Genomic DNA, 20922 nt, shown 5'->3' on the forward strand with positions numbered 1-20922 from the left:
CTGTGGGAGCGAGCCTGCTCGCGAAAGCGGTGTATCAGTCAGCAGAGATGTTGACTGACACGCCCTCTTCGCGAGCAGGCTCGCTCCCACAATGGAACAAGCCCGGCATCAAAATTGGGTTCGACGCCTGAAACTCAGGCGTCGAAGGGTCTATCAGGCTTGCGTCAGTTTTGCAGCAGCGCGTTCGAAGCGGTCCAGGCCGGCATCGATATCGGCGTCTTCCACCACCAGGCTCGGGGCGAAACGCACCACGTCCGGGCCGGCTTGCAGAACCATCAGGCCTTCTTGCTCAGCGGCGTTGAAGATGTCCTTGGCCTTGCCTTTCCAGGCATCGCTCAAGACGCAACCGATCAACAGGCCCATGCCACGAACCTTGGTGAACAGGCCGTACTTTTCGCCGATCTGCTCAAGGCGGGCCTTGAACTTGTCGTGCTTGGCGTTGACGCCGGCCAGCACCTCAGGGGTGTTGATCACGTCGATCACGGCTTCCGCGACAGCGCACGCCAGCGGGTTGCCGCCGTAAGTGGTGCCGTGGGTGCCGACGACCAGGTGCTTGGCCAGGTCTTCGGTGGTCAACATGGCTGCGATCGGGAAACCACCGCCCAGGCTCTTGGCGCTGGTCAGGATGTCCGGGATCACGCCGTAATGCTGGTAGGCGAACAGATGACCGGTACGGCCCATGCCGGTTTGCACTTCGTCGAAAATCAGCAGCGCGTTGTGCGCGGTGCAGAGCTCGCGGGCACCTTGCAGGTATTCCAGTTCAGCCGGGATCACACCGCTTTCGCCCTGGATCGGTTCCAGCACCACGGCGCAAGTCTTGTCGGAAATGGCAGCTTTCAGCGCGGCCAGATCGTTGTACGGCACGTGGGTGATGCCGGTGATTTTCGGGCCGAAACCGTCGGAGTACTTCGACTGGCCACCGACGTTCACGGTGAACAGGGTACGGCCGTGGAAGCTGTTGAGCGCGGCGATGATCTCGTACTTCTCGCTGCCGAAACGGTCGAAACCGACACGACGGGCCAGCTTGAAGGCGGCCTCGTTGGCTTCGGCGCCGGAGTTGCAGAAGAAGGCGCGGTCGGCAAAGGTGGCGTCGACCAACTTGTGGGCCAGGCGCAGGGCCGGCTCATTGGTGAACACGTTGGACACGTGCCACAGCTTGTTCGCCTGCTCGGTCAAGGCACCGACCAGCGCCGGATGCGCGTGACCCAATACGTTGACGGCAATCCCGCCGGCGAAGTCGATCAGCTCGCGACCGGACTGGTCCCAAACGCGGGAACCGGCGCCACGCACAGGAATGAATGCGGCAGGCGCATAGTTGGGAACCATTACCTGATCGAAATCGGCGCGTTGTACCGCAGCGTGCTCAACGGACATCGGAGTCTCCTGAAGAGAAAACACTCGCCTGAAACTGGCGAGCTTGGTGAGGATTGTAAGGACAGTTTTCAGCCCGGCCTTGCCGCCAAGCGACAACTTCTTATAGCGCAAACCCCGGATTTTCCCGGGTTTACGGCAATGCGACATATAGGGTCGCAAAGGCGCAGTTTAACTGGCGGCGGGCGTTTGCGGCAGGCTTGCTGCGTTGTAACGCTTGCCAATGGTCCGAGTGCGGTAAATATGTACCGCACAGCGTCCAGCTTCGCGGGTTTTCCTAGTGGCCTTTCAAAGCCAACGGCCACTGACCCGATGATTACCGAATCTACTACCACTATTGCCTCCGACGCTTTCAGGCCGGACGCTCATTTCCAGCATCTGCAGAATGTCATCCCCTCCTGGCTCCGTCAGGCGGCGCCGCACAGACGTGGGGCGCTGCGCAACATCACCCCCGCCCTGCCCGCTGGGCTAAGGGCCGCGTCGAAACATCACCACACCGAACTCGCCCGGCTGATCGCCCGACAGGTCTCCAGCCAGAACCAGGTCGACAAGGCGCTGGCCAACCTGCAGAACCCCGCGGATTTCGCCGAACCGCTGCTCAAGGCCGAACTCAAGCGCCGCTTCGGTCTGGATTTGAATGTGCGCGAAACGTTTTTGCGCCTCTACCTGCCTGATCACCTGCCGTGGTTACGGCTGAAGTCAGGCGCTGCGCGCACCTGGACGGTATCGCTGCTGGATGCCGCGCTGCACAACTTCGAAAGTGCCGAGACCCGCTTCGATGCCTTCGAGCCTGCCTCGACGTACATCACCGCGCCGTCTTCCAACGGGCAATTCCTGACCTTGCCGCTGATCCTGGAAAAAATGCCTGTCACGGTATTTACCGGCATGTGCCGGGAGCTGGACATTGGCCAGCGCTATAAAACCTATCTGGAAGACAATCTGGGCATCAGCAACCCGGTGGCTGCGGCGCTCCTGCAACCGAAAATCCGCGACAGCCAGAAAACCGCACTCACCGCTGCCTTGCACCTGGCGCAGATGCAAAAACTCCTGGGCAGCGACACCCACAGCCTGATTCTCGGCCTGCTCGACAACCTGCCGCATCTGCGCCTGCACAAGCAGCCATGGCGCTGTCATGACCTGACGTTCCTCAACGCGAGCCTCACCGGCATCCTGCTGTTTGCCCCGGACCTGGAGCGCGCCCGGGAAGTGGTTCGCGTGGTGGCTTATATACCGGGCGACCCCGAACAGCCGATCAAGGAATACCCCTCGTCCGCAGCCTTCGCCGAGGAACTGGGCCAGCGCCTTCGCGACCCCGCCTATCAACAGTTTTTCAGCCGCTTCATTAACCATGAGGATCGCGGTCACTTTTTCGCACAGCTGAACCAGCTGCTTGCCCCGATCACCTGGCAACCGGTCCAGCCAGGCGATTCTCGTCCGACCTGGCGGGAACAGCCCAACCCGCGCGCAGATCTGAAGATCGTAGCAACGCCTGTCACAGCAGAACTGTGGACTCACCTCTACCAGAGCAAGCTCAACAAGATCCTCAACGATGCGCGGGTGATCGCGGTGTCCACTGCAACGGTCGACCAGAAAGCCCGTTGGGCACTGTGGGATTCCTTCACGGAAATTGCCTCGACACTGCTGAACATCGCCGCTTTCGTGGCACTGCCATTCGTGCCGTTTCTCGGCGAACTGATGCTGGGCTACATGGCCTACCAGTTGCTCGACGAAACCTTCGAAAGCGTGGTCGACTGGGCCGAAGGGCAGAGTCGCGAGGCCTTCGGGCACCTGATGGGTGTGGTGGAGTCCGTGGTGCAACTGGGAACCTTTGCCGCAGGTGGTGCGATCGCCGCCGGCGAATTTCGCTCGGTATTGCCTCGGGAGATCGTTGAATTCATCGACCGCTTCAATACGGTAAAACGGCCTGACGGCGACACCCGCTACTGGCAGCCCGACCTGACCGCCTATGAACACCCTGCGGTATTACCCAAGGATGCAAAACCGGATGAGCTTGGGCTGCACCCGCATCAGGGCAAAAACCTGCTGCGCCTGGAAAACAGGCACTACGCCGTGAGCAAGGACCCGCTAACCGGCGAGTACCGCATCGACCACCCCTCCCGCCCTGACGCCTACAAACCACAACTGCGACACAACGGCAGCGGTGCCTGGCAAACCGAACTCGACCAGCCGTTGAGCTGGGACCAGGCCACCGTATTGCACCGTGTCGGTCCGGACATGCAGCGGTTTCCAGCCAGCACCCGCGAGCGCATCCTCGACATCAGCGGCAGCCACGAAGATGTCCTGCGCAAGATGCACGTGAATGCCGGGCAGGTGCCACCGCTATTGGCCGACACACTCAAACGCTTCAGGATCGATCAGGACATACAAACCTTTATCGATCAGATCGGCAGTGACCAGCCGGAACACTTCCTCAAGGCGGATCCCGTGACGCAGCTGGAACTGCTCAATGAAAACGGCTATTGGCCAGCAGACAAAGGCCTGCGACTGATCGACAAAAATGCGCAAACCCTTTGGCAAAGCCCGGCGCCCGACGTACCCGTGGTGCAAATCGATGCCGCCCGCCTCACCGACGGCGACCTGCTGAAAACCTTTCTCCTGAACCTGTCGAACAGCGAAGCCAGAACGCTGATGGGTGAAGAATTCGGCCACCCCTCCCCGGGCCTGGAAAACCGGACGCAGCGGTTGCGCCAGATACTCTCGCGACTTGCCGAACAGAAACGGCAAAGCCTGTTCGACCAGCGTTATCGCAGACTCGAACGTGGCGCTCGCGCAGCCGTACAAGTGGTCATGGATGCCGAGCCCGGACTGCCACGCAGCGTTGCACAAGCGATTGTGGACACAGCAAGCGACCTGGAACTGCAGCAGCTAAAAAACGCAACCATTGCCCCTCGCCTGGCCGAGCTGAGCCGGGAGGCCGGATTGCAAGTGCGCGTGACACGCGCCTACGAGGGGCTTGATTTGCCATCGACCGAGAACAACCTCGACACCGACCGGCTGGCCTTGCACACCCTGGAAAAACTACCGGGCTGGACGGCAGAGCTACGGCTGGAAATCCGCCAGTATGCCCATGAGGGCCTCCTGATCGACAGCCTTGGAAGTGTCGACGCACCTATCCGCAAAGTGCTGGTACTCAAAGAAGAAGGCTCGTATCAGGCGTTCGATCATGACGGCGAAGAACTCAGCGGCATGGGTTCGCTTTACACCTGCCTGCTACAGGCCATGCCGGACAGTGAACGCACCGCCTTGAATCTAAATATCGGTGAAGGTGAACGGCTCAAGCAGTTGATTCGCCAACACGCCTTGAACCGTGATGCATTGCGCGCGCTGCTGATTCAACACCCCAACCCCAAACCCACCTACGACCCAAAGGTGATGCGCTTGCTCGGTGGCAGTGACGGGTATCGTCGAATCCCAGGCAACACACCCACCTTGCAAACCCGGGCGCAGACTCTGTTTCCCCATCTATCCGCCGAAGAACTCGACGCCTTCGTCGAACGCTTGCAGCAACACCCCAACGGGCCGCGGGCAGAGCTGAGTCGGCTCATGGCTCAACACGCGCAACTGCTGGAGACGCTGTCGTCCTGGCGCAATGAAATTCCGCTGTTCATTCCAGACACGCAAATCGGGATCACGCCCGAGCAGTTCGCTGCGCAACAGCAGGTTCGCCGTCAATTCACTATCGATCTGGCCGACTGTTGGCGCCAGCAATGGACCCTTCCCGAGACCGCTTTTGAAACGGCCGACTTCAACTTTTTCCAACCGATCATCGGCCAATTGCCGACACTGGGCGCCGAATTCAGCGGCGTCACAATGCTGACCCTGGAAGGCAGTAGTGCCACGCGAGGCGTGCATGAGTTTCTGCGCAGTTTTACAGGTTTACGCATCCTGAAACTGCGCGACTTCAACCTTGGCCGCTTGCCGGACACCGTTTCCTCACTGCAACTCGAAGAACTCGTTCTGAGCAATTGCGCGATTACCCTCAGCCCAGAAAGCCAGACCGGGCTTGCCGGCCTGCATCAGTTGACTTTTCTGAACTTGTTCAAAAACCCCTTGGGCCTGACACCCGATGTCGGCAGCATGCCCTATTTGAATTACATCGATTTATCGCAGACAGGCATCACTGAACTTCCGCGCGACTTGTTGACTCGTCCGCGCCTGCGCACCGCCCTGCTCAATGACAACCAGATCAAGGAGGTACCCGGCACCCTGTTCACATTGCAGCGCAGCACCCAGGAAGATATTGACCTGGGCAACAATCCACTTTCAAGCGCAACCCGTGAACGCCTCAAACAGTACTTCCAGCAGACCCGCCAGGACTTCGGTATCTTTGCCGAAGAAGCAGATATCCACCGTGTGCAAGCGCTGTACCCCATGATGGACCAGGAGGACGCCAGCAAATTCGTGTTCCTGTTACCCGGCACACTGGACGAGGGACGAATCGTATTGACCCGCCTGGAAGCCGAACTCACCACCCTTGAAAACGACCTGTCGGCCTGGACCGGCAATATTCCGGCCGTCCACCCTCACAGCAATCAACCGTTCACTGCCCAGCAACTGCTGATCGAACATTCGACGCGGGACGCATTCAGAGAGTCCGTATTGCGCTGCTGGCGCCGGGAAACCGATCTGGATGATTTAAACGATTCGCAGCAAGCGATAATTTATGACCTGAGCCTGGACACGCGGATTATCGGTAACCTGCCGACACTGAGCGCAGATTTCAGCCATGTTTCTCAGGTTTACCTCAGTAGCGAGAGCGGCCTGACCACAGGTGTCACGAGGTTCCTGGAGTGCTTCCCCAATCTCCAGACCCTCGTCATCAACGACTTCAGGCTGGGCGACATCCCGGAGGCGATCTTCCGGATGAGCGATTTGAAGTCGCTCAATCTCCTCGACTGCCACATCACCCTGACCCCGCAGTCGGCCCTGAACCTGGCCGAGATGGCCCACCTGGAATTCATCGACTTGAGAAACAATCCGCTGGGGTTGGCTCCGGATATCAGCCAGATGGCGGACCTGGCGACCCTGCAACTGGACAACTGCGGGCTCACCGAATTACCCGCTGGGCTGTTGCAGCTCAAGAGCCTGGAAATCGTAGACCTGAGCGGCAACGCGATCAGCCAAATACCCGCCGACCTCCTCGAACTGCCGCTGGAGGTCGCCGAAAGCATCAGCTTGCGGGGTAATCCGTTCTCTGAAGAAAGCCTGCAAATCCTGCTTGAGTATTTCAGGCTGACCGGTGTCGACTTCGGGGTTCAGGAAGTGATCGAACGGGCAGAATTGGAGCTGTCGACTTCCGAGGCGTCCGAACCGGAAGATTGATCGGGATCAGGCGCGGATCAACCGCGCTCCGGCGGCACCGATGACAATTCGAACGGACTGCTGCTGCGCCGCTGGTTGCGATCTTCCCGCGGCGTGGCACCGAAGAAATTGCGATAGGCGCTGGAGAAATGCGGCCCCGAGGAGAAGCCACAGGACAGGCCGATCTGGATGATCGACTTGCTGGTTTGCATCAACATCTGCCGGGCCTTGTTCAAGCGCAGTTCCAGGTAGTACTGGCTCGGCACACGGTTGAGGTATTGCTTGAAGATGCGCTCCAGTTGCCGACGGGACACGCACACGTGCTGGGCGATTTCGTCGGTGGTCAGCGGCTCTTCGATGTTGGCTTCCATCAGCAACACGGCTTGGGTGAGCTTCGGATGGCTGGAACCGAGGCGGTTCTGCAACGGAATGCGCTGGCGTTCGCCGCCCTCGCGGATGCGCTCGACCACCAGTTCTTCGGACACCGCACCGGCCAGTTCCGCGCCGTGATCACGGGCCAGCACGGCCAGCAACAAGTCGAGCACCGACATGCCGCCGCACGCGGTCAGGCGATCGCGATCCCAGTCGAACAGGTGGCTGGTGGCGATGACCTTCGGAAAGCGCTCGGCGAAATCGTCCTGCCAGCGCCAATGCACGGCCGCGCGATAACCGTCGAGCAAGCCCAGTTGTGCCAGCGGGTAAACCCCGGCCGACAGACCGCCGATCACGCAACCGGAACGCACCAGTTGCTTGAGCGCACTGCTGAGCGCCGGCGCCAGTGCGGTCGGTGGTTCGTCAGCGAGCAGGAACAGTTTCTGGAAGTTTTCGAGCTTGCCGGTCCACGCCTCACCCGGCAATTGCCAGGCGCTTTCGGCCGGCGGTTCGGCCTGCAGGAACGACAGCTCGTAAACCACGTCCGGATGCACACGCTGGGCAACACGCAAGGCCTCCTCAGCCAGCGCAAGCGTCAGTGCTTTAGTGCTGGGCCAAATCAGGAAACCAATTCGATGGGCAGTCATGGTGGGCAATCCGAAGCGGAGAACAGTGATGAAGGCATGGGCCAATGCTAGCCCGTAAATGAACGCAAATCTCAAAGCCAGTACAGATCTAAATGTGGGAGCGGGCTTGCTCGCGAAAGCGGCGTATCAGTCAACATCGTTGCTGTCTGAACCACCGCTTTCGCGAGCAAGCCCGCTCCCACAAGGGATTGGGATCAGCCTCTAAATCGCGAAGCATGCACTATCCCTGTGCACAACGGCAGTCCTGATTACTTCAAGCTGCCGGACAGGAATTGCTGCAAACGCTCGGATTGCGGGTTCACCAGCACTTCGCGCGGGTTGCCGCTTTCTTCGACTACACCTTTGTGCAGGAACACCAACTGGTTCGACACTTCACGGGCGAAGCCCATTTCGTGGGTCACCACGACCATGGTCCGGCCTTCCTGGGCCAGGGCCTGCATGACTTTCAACACGTCGCCGACCAGCTCCGGGTCGAGTGCGGAAGTCGGTTCATCGAACAGCATCACCTCAGGTTCCATCGCCAGCGCACGGGCAATCGCCACACGCTGCTGCTCGCCGCCGGACATGTGGCCAGGGTAAGCATCCTTGCGATGAGCAACGCCTACCTTGTTCAGGTAGTGCTCGGCCTTGTCGCGAGCCTCGGCCTTGGACATGCCCAGTACATGCACCGGCGCTTCCATGATGTTTTCCAGCGCGGTCATGTGCGACCACAGGTTGAAATGCTGGAACACCATCGACAGGCGCGAACGCATGCGTTGCAGCTGTTTCGGGTCGGCAGCCTTCAGCGCGCCGTCCTTGTTCGCCACCAGCTTCAACTCTTCGTTGTTGAGCAGGATCTTGCCCGCGTGCGGCTGCTCCAGCAGGTTGATGCAGCGCAGGAAAGTACTTTTGCCGGAGCCACTGGAACCGATGATGCTGATCACATCGCCGGCTGCCGCTTTCAGGGACACGCCCTTGAGCACTTCGTGACTGCCATAGCGTTTATGCAGGTCTTGGACTTCAAGTTTGTACATGCTGTCGGTTCTCACAAAAACAGTCAGTCAGTGGTATTCAGTGCTTGCGCGGGGCCAGGTAGCCCAGCCAGCGGCGCTCGGCCATCTTGAACAGTTTCACCAGGATGAAGGTCAGGCACAGGTAGAACACGCCGGCGGTGATGTACGCCTCGAACGGCAGGTAGAACTGGGCGTTGACCGTGCGCGCGGCACCGGTGATGTCGATCAGGGTCACGATGGACGCCAGACTGGTGGTCTGCAGCATCATGATCACTTCGTTGCTGTACTGCGGCAGCGCGCGGCGCAGGGCCGACGGCAGCAGGATGCGCTTGTACATCTTGACCCGCGACATGCCCATGGCCTTGGCCGCTTCGATCTCGCCGTTCGGCGTGGCGCGCAGGCTGCCGGCGATGATTTCGGCGGTGTAGGCGCTGGTGTTGATCGCGAACGCCAGGCACGCACAGAACGTTGCGCTGGACAGCCACGGCCAGAGGAAGCTTTCACGCACCGCTTCGAACTGCGCCAGACCGTAGTAGATCAAGAACAGCTGCACCAGCATCGGCGTGCCGCGGATCACGTAGGTGAAGAGCCAGGCCGACATGTTGACGACCGCGTTCTTCGAGACGCGCATCAGGCCCAGCGGCAAGGCGCACAGCAAGCCGAAGAACAGCGACAGCGCGAGCAGTTTGAGGGTGGTCACCAGGCCGCCGAGGTACAGCGGCATGGCCTCCCAAATGACGTTGTAGTCGAAGATCATAGATCAGCCGCCCTTACGCCTACCGAGTAGCGCTTCTCAAGGTGACGCAATGCCAGCAACGACACACTGGTGATCACCAGGTACATCGCGGCTACTGCGAGGAAGAAGGTGAAAGGTTCGCGGGTGGCATCGGCCGCCTGCTTGGCCTTGAACATCATGTCTTGCAGACCTACCACCGAAATCAGCGCGGTAGCCTTGGTCAATACCAGCCAGTTGTTGGTGAAACCCGGAATCGCCAGGCGAATCATCTGCGGCACCAACACCCGGAAGAACACCTGGAAACTGCTCATGCCGTAAGCCATGCCGGCTTCAGCCTGGCCTTTAGGGATCGCCATGAAGGCGCCACGGAAAGTTTCCGACAGATACGCACCAAAGATGAAACCCAGGGTGCCAATACCGGCCGCCAACGGGTTCAAGTCGATGTAATCGTCAAAGCCGAGCAGCGGTGCGACGCGGTTGAGCAGGTCCTGGCCGCCGTAGAAAATCAGCAGGATCAGCACCAGGTCGGGAATACCACGGATCACCGTGGAATACAGGTCGCCCAGCCAAGCCAGCCAGCGCACCGGCGACAGACGCAGTGCCACGCCGATCAGGCCCAGAACGATGGCCATGGCCATGGACGACAAGGCGAGCTGAAGCGTCAGCCAAGCGCCATCGAGGATGACAGCCCCGTAGCCTTTCAACATGATTCAGGTCCTCGAAAGTAGGATGAAAAAATGGCGCAAACCTCAGAGATCCTGTTGCTTGCGCCATTTCGGACTTGTCGCTGGGACGTATTACTTGCCGTAGATATCGAAGGCGAAGTACTTGTCCTGGATTTGCTTGTACTTGCCGTTCTCGCGAATGGCAGTGATCGCGGTGTTGATCTTGTCTTTCAGCGCGTCACCCTTACGCACCGCGATGCCTACGCCGTCGCCGAAGTATTTGACGTCGGTGAACGCAGGACCGACAAAGGCGAAACCTTTACCGGCGTCGGTTTTCAGGAAACCGTCATCCAGAAGCGTAGCGTCTGCCACGGTGCCGTCGAGGCGGCCGGCGGCCACGTCGAGGTAAATTTCGTTCTGCGAACCGTAAGGCTTGATCTCGGCACCCAGCGGGGCCAGAACTTCGCGAGCGAAACGCTCGTGGATCGAACCACGCTGCACGCCGATGTTCTTGCCCTTGAGCTCGGTCAGGCCTTCGCTGACCTGAGTGCCGGCCTTCATGACCAGGCGAGCCGGGGTGTTGTAGTACTTGTTGGTGAAGTCCACGGACTTCTTGCGATCTTCAGTGATCGACATGGACGACAGGATCGCGTCGATCTTGCGCACCTTAAGCGCAGGGATCAGGCCGTCGAACTCTTGCTCGACCCAAACGCACTTGACCTTCATTTCTTCACACAGCGCGTTGCCGATGTCGTAGTCGAAACCAACGATGCTGCCGTCCGGCGCTTTGGAAGCGAACGGAGGGTAAGCCGCCTCGATACCGATTTTCAGAGGTTTTTCATCGGCGAAGGTTGGCATGGACAGCACGGACAGTGCCAGGGCGCCAAGCAGCACGAGTTTCTTCATCTTGGGACTCCATCGGTAAAGGGCAAAAACGGCAGAGTGAGCAACAGCCCAATATGCGAGTGAGTGGAACCGGAAAGCAGTGCTGCGTCCTACATTGCGCGTGCGAAATTTCAACACGAGCAACGACGAGCGAGTGATCGGCATTCTAACGACAGGCCCGAGGCCGATATTTCTTCAATGCGACAACTAATTACAGAAGCACTGAGAAAGCCGTTTTAGCGCGTTGACAGCCCTGCAAAATCATGCAAGAGCAAAAGACATTGAACCGATCTGTGTTGCAAATTGCGGGCCTATTATTGGCAAACCCTTCTAATCCGGCAAGCGCAGCGTGGGGTCTTATTTTTCAGCGGTGCTTTTTAAACGCCGATGTGGGGCTTGGCGTTTCCCAATACCCCGTGTTGAAGCAATGCGGTTACACATTCAGTAACCTGAAAGAACGCAGGTAACAGTAGGAAAATGCCGACAGAGGAAACCGATATTTATTGGTAGATGTTGCTTCGACGCATGGCAGATCGCCTTCGCGAGCAAGCCCGCTCCCACAGGGATTGATGGTGTTTTTGTGATCTGATCCACACCACAAAAACCTGTGGGAGCGAGCCTGCTCGCGAAGGGGCCAGCCCAGCCAACACAAAAACCTCAGACACAAAAAAGCCCTGCCAGGCTCAACACCTGACAGGGCTTTCAGTGACTCACAACCGCCGCTTACGCAACATTCATCGTCTTGTGCGTATCAATCAAATGCTGCACCACACTCGGATCAGCCAGGGTGGAAATATCGCCCAACCCATCGTACTCAGCCGTAGCAATCTTGCGCAGAATCCGGCGCATGATCTTGCCCGAGCGAGTCTTCGGCAGCCCCGGCGCCCACTGGATGACATCCGGCGAGGCAATCGGACCGATCTCCTTGCGCACCCAGTTTTTCAGCTCCAGGCGCAGTTGCTCGTTCGGCTCTTCACCGTTTTTAAGGGTGACATAGACATAGATGCCCTGCCCCTTGATGTCGTGCGGCACACCAACCACCGCCGCTTCGGCGACTTTCGGGTGCGCGACCATCGCGCTTTCGATCTCGGCGGTGCCCATGCGGTGACCGGACACGTTGAGTACGTCGTCCACGCGACCAGTGATCCAGTAGTAGCCATCGGCATCGCGACGGGCACCGTCACCGGTGAAGTACATGCCACGGAAAGTCTTGAAGTAGGTGTCGACGAAGCGGTCATGGTCGCCAAACAGCGTACGCGCCTGGCCTGGCCACGAATCGAGAATCACCAGGTTGCCCTCGGCCTCGCCTTCGACGATGTTGCCCAGGTTGTCCACCAGTGCCGGCACCACGCCGAAGAACGGACGCGCCGCAGAGCCTGGCTTGAGCGCATGAGCACCCGGCAGCGGGCTCATCATGTTGCCGCCGGTTTCGGTCTGCCACCAGGTGTCGACGATCGGGCAACGGGACTTGCCGACATTCTTGTAGTACCAGTCCCAGGCTTCCGGGTTGATCGGCTCGCCCACCGAACCCAACAGGCGCAGGCTGCTGCCGTCAGCACCTTCAACGGCGGCGGTGCCCGAAGCCATCATGGCGCGGATTGCGGTCGGCGCGGTGTAGAGGATGTTGACCTTGTGCTTGTCGACGATCTTCGCCACCCGGGTGATGTCCGGGTAGTTCGGCACGCCTTCGAACAGCAGCGTGGTCGCGCCGTTAGCCAGCGGGCCGTAGACGATATAACTGTGGCCGGTGACCCAGCCGACGTCGGCGGTGCACCAGTAGATTTCACCCGGGCGGTAGTCGAACACGCGCTCGTGGGTCATGGCTGCATACAGCAGGTAACCGCCGGTGGTGTGCTGCACGCCCTTCGGCTTGCCGGTGGAGCCGGAGGTATAAAGGATGAACAGCGCTTCTTCGGCGCCCATCTCTTTCGGCGCGCAAACGGTGCCGGCCACTTTCATCAGGTCCTCGAACCAGATGTCGCGATGCTGGTTCCACTTGATGTCGCCACCAGTGCGCTTGCACACGATGACTTTCTGGATGCTGCTGGTTTCCGGGTTGGTCAGCGCGTCGTCGACGTTGGCCTTGAGCGGGATCTTCTTGCCGGCACGAATGCCTTCGTCAGCGGTGATCACCACTTTGGATTTGCAGTCGATGATGCGACCGGCCAGGGCTTCCGGCGAGAAGCCGCCGAACACCACCGAGTGAATCGCGCCGATCCGGGTACAGGCCAGCATGGCGACCACGGCTTCGGGGATCATCGGCATATAGATAGTCACCACGTCGCCGCGGTGCACGTCCTGACCACGCAGGGCGTTGGCGAACTTGCACACTTGCTCGTGCAGCTCGCGGTAAGTGATGTTGCGGCTTTCGGCAGGGTCATCGCCCTCCCAGATGATCGCGACCTGATCGCCGCGCTCGGCCAGATGACGGTCGAGGCAATTGTAGGAAACGTTCAGGGTGCCGTCGGCGAACCATTTGATGTCGACATGGTGATCGTCGAAGGAAGTCTGCTTCACCGTGGTGAAAGGCTTGATCCAGTCGAGGCGCTTGGCTTGCTCGCGCCAGAAGCCGTCGGGGTTGACGACCGACTGCTGGTACATCGCCTTGTAGGTCGCCTCGTCGGTCAGCGTGTTAGCCAGAACCTCGGGACGAACGGGATACAGGGAAGCCGCACTCATCTTTCTTACCTCGGTGGAATAGTTGTTTTTGTATGACCACGTTTTAGCGGGGCCGGGCCTATAGAACCATTCGACGATGGTAGTAACAAGCCCCTACAAATTGTCATGAAAACCCCCTACTAAACATCGCACGACACCTGTAGGAGCGAGCCGGCTCGCGATGGTCGCCAACGATAACGCGCCCAACCTGACACCCCGCAGTGCTCTCCGGCTCATCGCGAGCAAGCTCGCTCCTACAACGTTATTCGGGGATTGTTACAGGATCTGTCAAAAGTGTTTATCAAAACCACGGCTATATGGACGAGGCGCGCCCACCTAAAATCAGCCACGCCAACAAGGCAACCTGATTAACCCAGTTGCAGCCCCCACGAAGGCAGTTAATCAACCCCCCTGGTACTGAAGTTCCACACGCAATCTCAAAAAGATTGCGTGCCCCCTTTCGACCTCCAAAAGGTAAATCCGAAATGAAAGCTTTATTAGTTCTGGCCCTCAGCAGTCTGTGCGCAACCGCCATGGCAAACGAGGTCCCGACTGATGTTGCCCAGCAAAAACCGCCCATCGAGGAATACACCTACTCCACCCACCTGGACATCGCCAAAGTGATCTCCATGAGCGAAGCCCCGAACGTGTGTGAAGTTGTGCCGATGAAAATGGAATACGAAGATTCCCACGGCCAACGACATATCCTGCGCTACAGCATGATGGGCAATGGCTGCTCCAACGGCTGATCTCCCGCTTCACCCTCCCCCCATAAGGTTCGACCCACCCGCCGCGATCAGGCAGATGAAGCGCCGAACCTTAATGATCGATTAAGTCGATTGCTTTAAGCATTTATTTGCGCTTTTTAATCGAAATAGTCGGCGTAGTATCAACTGCAACCCAAGACAAACAACGCTTGTGAAACTGGAGCAACGACCATGAAAACCCAACTGATCCTCGCCCTGACCCTCTCCGTCCTGGCTGCCAACACCTTCGCCGCCGATGGTTACGACCGCACCGGCTCGGCTGCTTACACCACTGAAGCGGCTGTCGCTTCCGACGGATACGACCACACCGGTTCGGCATCCTTCGCTGCCGATGGTGCCGATCACGTTGGCGCAGGCAAACTCGCCTCCGACGGTTCTGACCACACCGGTGCCGCCCGCCTCGCCGCCGATGGCGCTGATCACGTCGGTGCCGCTCGCCTGAGCTGATCCGCCAGCGTGACTTCACAGCCCGACTTCGGTCGGGCTTAGTTGTGTCTGGAGCCTGAGAAAACCCCACCGAAACACAAGATGTAGTGAAAAAAGCCTTTTTTGGTCATTTCTTGAACAAAAATATTCCGGGGCAAAAAATTAAGAAAAAAAATCTTCCCCCGCCAACATCCTTCAAAGCCCTGTAAACCCTCACTCCGACCGAAAAACGGCCCCCGTCGACCGATCCGTGAGCCATTTCGCCGCACCACAGCACGCAAAACTTCCCTATAATGCGGCCTTAAACGGGCCTGCAATATTCCCTTACAGGGATGAAAAGCCAGTCTGAAGCCCCGCACAGGCGATCAACGCTTGCTGCGCCCATCAGTGGCTCTCGGAACCCCGTACAAAATTCTGTTTGATGCCTGCGTATAGCTGCTGCAAAAAACGATTCCTTTAGATCCAACGCGGCCAGTAAGGCCGTGTGAAAAACCAACTATCCATTTTCACACGGGCACACTGGCCCTCACGCAGGAGACGACACGTCATGCTGAGCTGGGACGAATTCGACAAAGAAGACACGGAAGTAGCAGTCAAGAGCGCCAACGCTGGCCACGCCACCGAAGCCAACATGGACCGTCTCGACAGCGCCGGCGGTGCCGCCGCCCTGGAAGCCCGTGCCGTGACCGCTTCTGACTCCGCCGCCGTTGCCCGCGCCAAAGCCGCCCTGGATTCCCTCGACGTCGCCGAAGGCCTCGCCGAACTCGAAGGCGCCTCCGCCCGTGTCGCCGTTGACGAAAAGCGCATGATCAACTGCCGCGCCGACCTCAACCAACTCGTACCCTTCAAGTACGACTGGGCCTGGCAGAAGTACCTGGACGGCTGCGCAAACCACTGGATGCCGCAAGAAGTCAACATGACCGCCGACATCGCCCTCTGGAAAGACCCGGAAGGCCTGACCGACGACGAGCGCCGCATCGTGATGCGCAACCTCGGCTTCTTCTCCACCGCCGACTCCCTGGTTGCCAACAACCTGGTCCTGGCCGTGTACCGCCTGATCACCAACCCGGAATGCCGCCAGTACATCCTGCGCCAAGCCTTCGAAGAGGCGATCCACACCCACGCCTACCAGTACTGCATCGAATCGCTGGCCATGGATGAAGGCGAAATCTTCAACATGTACCACGAGATCCCGTCGGTCGCGAAAAAAGCCACCTGGGGCCTGAAATACACCCGCTCGATCTCCGATCCGAAGTTCGAAACCGGCACCGTCGAAACCGACAAAGAACTACTGCGCAACCTGATCGCCTACTACTGCGTCCTGGAAGGCATCTTCTTCTACTGCGGCTTCACCCAGATCCTCTCCATGGGCCGCCGCAACAAAATGACCGGCGTCGCCGAGCAGTTCCAGTACATCCTGCGCGACGAATCCATGCACCTGAACTTCGGCATCGACGTGATCAACCAGATCAAAATCGAAAACCCGCATTTGTGGGATGCCGAGATGAAGGAAGAAGCTTCGCAGATGATTCTGCAAGGCACTCAGCTGGAGATCGAATACGCGCGTGACACCATGCCTCGCGGCGTGTTGGGCATGAACGCGGCGATGATGGAGGACTACCTCAAGTTCATCGCTAACCGTCGCCTGTCGCAGATCGGTCTTAAAGAAGAGTATCCAGGGACGACTAACCCGTTCCCTTGGATGAGCGAGATCATGGACTTGAAGAAAGAGAAGAACTTCTTTGAGACGCGGGTTATTGAGTATCAGACTGGTGGGGCTTTGAGCTGGGATTGATCGTACTTTAAAGAGTTAACTTTGTATCTTACCTGACATGGAAGTCGGGAAGGTGAGCTGAATCTGCTTATAGCTCCATCCCTTCATAAATAAAGGATTATGTATGCAACCTCATGAATACTCCATCATTGGGCACAGTCGTGCCACGATCGGAAGATATCTGGCAATATTTGCCGGATTAGCCTCATCAGCCATTGCCGCACTAGTGGCCTTCAGCTTTGACATTGCGCAAAAATTTGAACTTACAGCGAGCAATCCCGGAATAATTGTACTCCCTATATCCGCCGCCGTAATTTATACGTTTGGGCACGCATTATTTGACTCGTGGATGTGGCGCTGGCCACCAATTTTAAAATTCCTCAAAATACCAAACCTGAACGGCAAGTGGGACTGCAAAGGCCAAACTATAAACGCCCAAGGGGAAGTTACTTTTGAGTGGACCGCTACAATCCGCATCACCCAAACATGGGAAAAACTTCGAGTCTACCTGAACACCGGACAATCAAAGTCCGCAAGCATCGCAGCCTCTTTGGTTCACGAACCCGGAAGAGGTTACATTTTAATGTACAGCTACCGAAATGAACCTCGAGCTGGGGAAGTAGAGTTAAAATCGCATATAGGTTATGCAGAGCTTGAGCTAAGTGAGGACTTAACAGAAGCTTACGGAGATTATTTCAACAATAAAGGCCGATTAACCTGCGGACGCATGAACCTAACACGCCAAGGAGCTTCGAATGAGTAACTACAAAGAAAAACTCAACAATCTTCGCAACAGAAGACTTGGCGAAACATCCTCTTATACCTTCGACTCAGCATCAGCTTCAACGGGACTTGAGCATCTAATTTATAATTCCCGTTCAGAAAAAGAAAACTATGAAACAAGGGCTTCGGGCGAAGCTACAAAATACGCACTAGGTTCAATGCAGGAAGTTGGTACGCGCTACACTGAGATCAGTTACGAGGAGGGAAAGCGCGTAATTAGTCAAATCTCAAATGGTTTGAGTGCTCTCCCTTTGAGGGCAAGCTTTGAGTTTCAAGGTTCAGTACCTTTGAATGTACATATTCGCGGGGTAAGCGACGTAGATATTCTCGTCCTTCATGAGGAGTTTGTAACCTTAGACTGGAATGGCCCCGCAGCGGGCACCTACACAAGGCTTCCGAACCCTCCAACCGTTTTGGAGCAGATCCAATACTTACGATCACAATGTGAGAACTTGCTTATCAACCGGTACCCCGCAGCAACGGTGGATATCAGTGGCGACAAATCAATTTCTCTTTCTGGCGGTTCACTAAAAAGAAAAATCGACATCGTACCTTCTCACTGGCATCACTCTGCGACTTACCAACAATCACAACAAAAACATGACAAAGAAGTAAAAATCCTTCACAAATCAAAAAACGAACTGCTTTCAAATAGCCCCTTCCTTCATATGCGTAAAATAAACGACAAAGACCTACAAACAAATGGAGGAGTGAAAAAAGTTATCCGCCTGATAAAAAATATAAAAAACGACTCCAACCTAGATATAAAACTATCCAGCTACGATATAGCTTCTCTCGTGTGGCATTTCGACAACAGCATTCTGACAAAGCCTTCCTATATGGAGCTTTCACTCATTAGCGAAACTCAACAAAAAATAGAATCGATGATTTTATTTGAGTCACACACCAGAACACTTGCCACCCCCGACAACTCAAGAAAAATCATCGATTCCGAAGAAAAATGGAATTCACTGATTCTCTTGAATGACGAACTGATCGCACTATCTGAACAAATCGCAAGAGAAATCCAGCCTCACCTTTATCACAACTCTCTTCCTACAATTAGACGAGCACTCAGCGAGTCATATATCTACTAAATAAAAGACCGCATTTTTAGATACAACAGGTGCTGAGACTTCAAAGACTCAGCACCCACTCATATCTTACCCCCACCCGAACCCTGCCCATTAGATTTATTAAACGTTTCACAACCCAATTAAAATCCAACAAGCGCCAAAATTAAAATCTGTTTAAAAAACCAAGAAACTCGATGCATTTACGTACATATTTTCTAGCAGAGTCCTACTTCAAGATAAACCAAAACAATATTGACGAACCTTCTTCGATATCTTTACTCTAGCGACAGGTGCCTAAGAAACGCCCAACGTAGTAGCTAACTTCATCACACAGAGCGCATGCTGGTAACAGCATACAAGCCTAATTTCGTGTGAAGAGGAAATGCTTGTTGGGATTTTTTAGATCCTCTACGTCGGGCTCTGGCCCTCTTCAACTTCACACGTAGAGGTAATGGATATGCTCGCAGACACTCCACACCAATCGGTCATGTCGGATCCTTTCAGTTCGACAATCTTCACCCGCTATAACCTCCCACTCCATGCCCTTCTCCTGGAAAACCAACCTTGGTTTTGCGCTCGCGATCTCGGTCCCTTAATGGGCGTCCATCTGAATGATCGTGTGGTCAGAAAACTTGACGAGGATCAGCGTAATACCTTGTTAATTCGGTATTACGGCCAACCCGAGCAGCGGTTGATGCTTAGCGAATCTGGTGTGTATGCGTTGTTGGTGTATCACTACGCGCCGGAGAATCGGTTGTTGCGTGAGTGGCTGACCCATCAGGTAGTGCCAACCTTGCGCGATGCGGTGCCCTCGGACAATGCGGACCGACCAATGTTGAGTTTGTTGGATTGGCCAGAGATGTCGTTGAGCCTGTTGCATTGGCAGGATGAGGGGTGGATTCGACTGCGGGACATGCCCTTGTTGCTGCTCAGTCGCACGCGGAGGCGAGTGCCGGTGGTTAAACCTTGGTGGCAGAAGGTAGCCCAAGTGTTTCAGTCGTCGAGGCATTCGATGGGTTAAAAGACCGCCCTGTAGGAACGCTCGCGAGATCTGTCGCCATGATCTGTAGGAATTTTCGTAGACAGCCGTGATGGCCACTCAGTATCGTCCGAGGGTTTTCAACCCTCGGCGATTTTATGGACACCTCAAAAGAAAGAACTGGTTGGAGTGACGATGAGCTAGAAGCTTCAATCGATGCTTATCTGAAAATGATGGGCCGCGAACTGAGTGGCCAAACGTTCGTAAAGTCTATTGAAAACCAGCTATTACGTGACGGACCACTGAGCAAACGCAGTTCTTCGTCTATTGAGTACCGTATGCAGAACATTTCCGCGGTGCTGGAGCAAATGGACTTACCACGCATTGAAGGCTACATGCCCGCCAAGAATTTCGGCGCGAGGATTGGTCAGCGGATCCGTAACATTTTGGACAAAAAAGTCGTGCCTGGCGCTGACGAGTCGGACCCGACCTCTGATCACGTCACACTTATCCGCCGAGCTTCCAAGCTGCAAAAGAAAGGGCTAAAAGTCGCACCGAAAGGTAATGCGAACCCACAGCAAGTTAGCGTTACCACGACGTCTTACGTCCGTGACCCCAAGATCCGGGCATGGGTGGCTGACTTGGCGAAAGGTGTTTGCGAAGGCTGTGGCCAGAATGCACCCTTCGAAGTCGATGGTCTGCCGTTTCTTGAAGTTCATCATGTAAAGCATCTGGCGCAAAAAGGGTCGGACAGCATTACCAATGCGGTGGCTCTGTGCCCGAACTGTCATCGGCGTTGCCACCTTGCGAATGATAAAGAGGCTTTCACTTTGTCGCTGTATACCAAAGTCGGTCGATTGCTCGTTGAGTAATAGATTCGGTGTGTTTTACAGCCCAATAGGAGCAAGCGCCATCACCACCGGTTCGTGTTCGGCATGAGAGCTGTGGTGACTTTTAGAATCGCGAGCAGGCTCGGTCCCACAGGGGATCGTCAATCCGCACAATTCGGATTACCTGATGCTTCCGAGTTGCAGCATTTGGGGCCGCTTCGCAGCCCAACGGGGGCAAGCCCCCTCGCCACAAGGTTGGTGGCTGGCTTAGTTGCTGTGTTGATCTTGCGAATCGCGAGCAGGCTCGCTCCCACAGGGGATCTGCGTCGGTTTGGGAAACATCAATTCAGCAAGCGCCTTATAGACGGCCCTCAAACCCGTCGACTAAATCATCGAGAGTCTTGTCAAAATCCACAGACATCCGAATTGCTCCCTTCAACCGCCCAGGCACTCGAGCCCGAGGTGTATCAACATGGGGCAGCAGAACCAGGTAAGGCTTACCGTTTTTGGTAATCACTACGTTGTCGCCATTCCATGCACGCTCGGCAAGTTGAGGAAGCTGTGATTTGGCTTCGCGCATGTTTACTTTTACTCGCTCAGTCATTTGCACCTCCATGGAGTTAGCCAAACTAGCTGAAG

The 20922-nt window shown here is 56.6% G+C and carries 16 protein-coding genes and 2 pseudogenes; 9 read left to right on the forward strand and 9 right to left on the reverse strand.

Going from position 1 to position 20922, the window contains the following annotated elements:
* Both WHX55_RS24160 and WHX55_RS24165 read right to left on the reverse strand, forming a co-directional pair.
* A pseudogene (locus WHX55_RS24160) lies at window positions 1-93 on the reverse strand (DUF4381 domain-containing protein); the annotation flags it as partial.
* Between the two features lie 60 nt (window positions 94-153).
* Window positions 154-1374, reverse strand: coding sequence for an aspartate aminotransferase family protein (locus WHX55_RS24165; protein WP_095944564.1), 1221 nt, complete (start codon window positions 1372-1374; stop codon window positions 154-156).
* A 309-nt stretch (window positions 1375-1683) separates the two neighbouring features.
* Between WHX55_RS24165 and WHX55_RS24170 the strand changes: the two genes are divergently transcribed.
* Entirely contained in the window at window positions 1684-6714 is a 5031-nt protein-coding gene (locus WHX55_RS24170; protein WP_353741467.1) for a DUF6543 domain-containing protein, read from the forward strand.
* Window positions 6715-6731: 17 nt separating this feature from the next.
* Here the strand turns inward: WHX55_RS24170 and argR are convergent, their stop codons facing one another.
* The 6 genes from argR to acs all read right to left on the reverse strand — a co-directional run bounded on the left by argR (window position 6732) and on the right by acs (window position 13669).
* Window positions 6732-7712, reverse strand: a complete 981-nt coding sequence (argR, locus tag WHX55_RS24175) for a transcriptional regulator ArgR (RefSeq protein ID WP_046042318.1) — start codon at window positions 7710-7712, stop codon at window positions 6732-6734.
* A 248-nt stretch (window positions 7713-7960) separates the two neighbouring features.
* Window positions 7961-8725 (reverse strand): ATP-binding cassette domain-containing protein, encoded by a 765-nt coding sequence (locus tag WHX55_RS24180; protein WP_056724137.1) that lies wholly within the window; start codon window positions 8723-8725, stop codon window positions 7961-7963.
* 37 nt (window positions 8726-8762) lie between these two features.
* Window positions 8763-9461 carry an ABC transporter permease gene (locus WHX55_RS24185; protein ID WP_150756319.1) on the reverse strand — a complete coding sequence of 233 codons (699 nt, stop codon included), beginning with the start codon at window positions 9459-9461 and terminating at the stop codon, window positions 8763-8765.
* Window positions 9458-10147: an ABC transporter permease gene (locus tag WHX55_RS24190; protein WP_150726078.1), complete on the reverse strand. Its 690-nt coding sequence runs from the start codon at window positions 10145-10147 to the stop codon at window positions 9458-9460. The genes WHX55_RS24185 and WHX55_RS24190 overlap by 4 nt, the downstream gene beginning before the upstream one ends.
* A 90-nt stretch (window positions 10148-10237) precedes the next feature.
* Entirely contained in the window at window positions 10238-11011 is a 774-nt protein-coding gene (locus WHX55_RS24195) for an ABC transporter substrate-binding protein (RefSeq protein ID WP_150756318.1), read from the reverse strand.
* A gap of 702 nt (window positions 11012-11713) precedes the next feature.
* On the reverse strand, window positions 11714-13669 hold the full coding sequence (gene acs, locus WHX55_RS24200) for an acetate--CoA ligase (RefSeq protein ID WP_090457340.1): 1956 nt from the start codon (window positions 13667-13669) through the stop codon (window positions 11714-11716).
* Between the two features lie 160 nt (window positions 13670-13829).
* Here acs and WHX55_RS24205 point away from each other — a divergent pair.
* The 8 genes and pseudogenes from WHX55_RS24205 to WHX55_RS24240 form a co-directional block, all read left to right on the forward strand.
* Window positions 13830-13907, forward strand: a pseudogene (locus tag WHX55_RS24205) (YqgE/AlgH family protein); the annotation flags it as partial.
* A 226-nt stretch (window positions 13908-14133) separates the two neighbouring features.
* Complete coding sequence (locus WHX55_RS24210) at window positions 14134-14397, forward strand: DUF2790 domain-containing protein (RefSeq protein WP_353741468.1); 264 nt, start codon at window positions 14134-14136, stop codon at window positions 14395-14397.
* A gap of 189 nt (window positions 14398-14586) precedes the next feature.
* On the forward strand, window positions 14587-14862 hold the full coding sequence (locus WHX55_RS24215) for a hypothetical protein (RefSeq protein WP_150756316.1): 276 nt from the start codon (window positions 14587-14589) through the stop codon (window positions 14860-14862).
* 526 nt (window positions 14863-15388) lie between these two features.
* Window positions 15389-16636: a ribonucleotide-diphosphate reductase subunit beta gene (locus WHX55_RS24220; protein ID WP_108215199.1), complete on the forward strand. Its 1248-nt coding sequence runs from the start codon at window positions 15389-15391 to the stop codon at window positions 16634-16636.
* Window positions 16637-16739: 103 nt separating this feature from the next.
* Window positions 16740-17378, forward strand: a complete 639-nt coding sequence (locus tag WHX55_RS24225) for a hypothetical protein (protein ID WP_353741469.1) — start codon at window positions 16740-16742, stop codon at window positions 17376-17378.
* Window positions 17371-18495 (forward strand): hypothetical protein, encoded by a 1125-nt coding sequence (locus WHX55_RS24230; protein WP_353741470.1) that lies wholly within the window; start codon window positions 17371-17373, stop codon window positions 18493-18495. The genes WHX55_RS24225 and WHX55_RS24230 overlap by 8 nt, the downstream gene beginning before the upstream one ends.
* Window positions 18496-18961: 466 nt before the next feature.
* Window positions 18962-19495 carry a Bro-N domain-containing protein gene (locus tag WHX55_RS24235; protein ID WP_353743083.1) on the forward strand — a complete coding sequence of 178 codons (534 nt, stop codon included), beginning with the start codon at window positions 18962-18964 and terminating at the stop codon, window positions 19493-19495.
* A 116-nt stretch (window positions 19496-19611) separates the two neighbouring features.
* Window positions 19612-20325 (forward strand): HNH endonuclease signature motif containing protein, encoded by a 714-nt coding sequence (locus WHX55_RS24240; RefSeq protein ID WP_353741471.1) that lies wholly within the window; start codon window positions 19612-19614, stop codon window positions 20323-20325.
* A 316-nt stretch (window positions 20326-20641) separates the two neighbouring features.
* On the opposite strand, the gene WHX55_RS24245 is transcribed toward WHX55_RS24240, so the two are convergent.
* Complete coding sequence (locus WHX55_RS24245; protein ID WP_353741472.1) at window positions 20642-20887, reverse strand: type II toxin-antitoxin system prevent-host-death family antitoxin; 246 nt, start codon at window positions 20885-20887, stop codon at window positions 20642-20644.
* Window positions 20888-20922 lie beyond the last annotated feature (35 nt).

The sequence above is a fragment of the Pseudomonas fluorescens genome (assembly GCF_040448305.1).
GTDB classification, from domain to species: Bacteria; Pseudomonadota; Gammaproteobacteria; order Pseudomonadales; family Pseudomonadaceae; genus Aquipseudomonas; species Aquipseudomonas fluorescens_BH.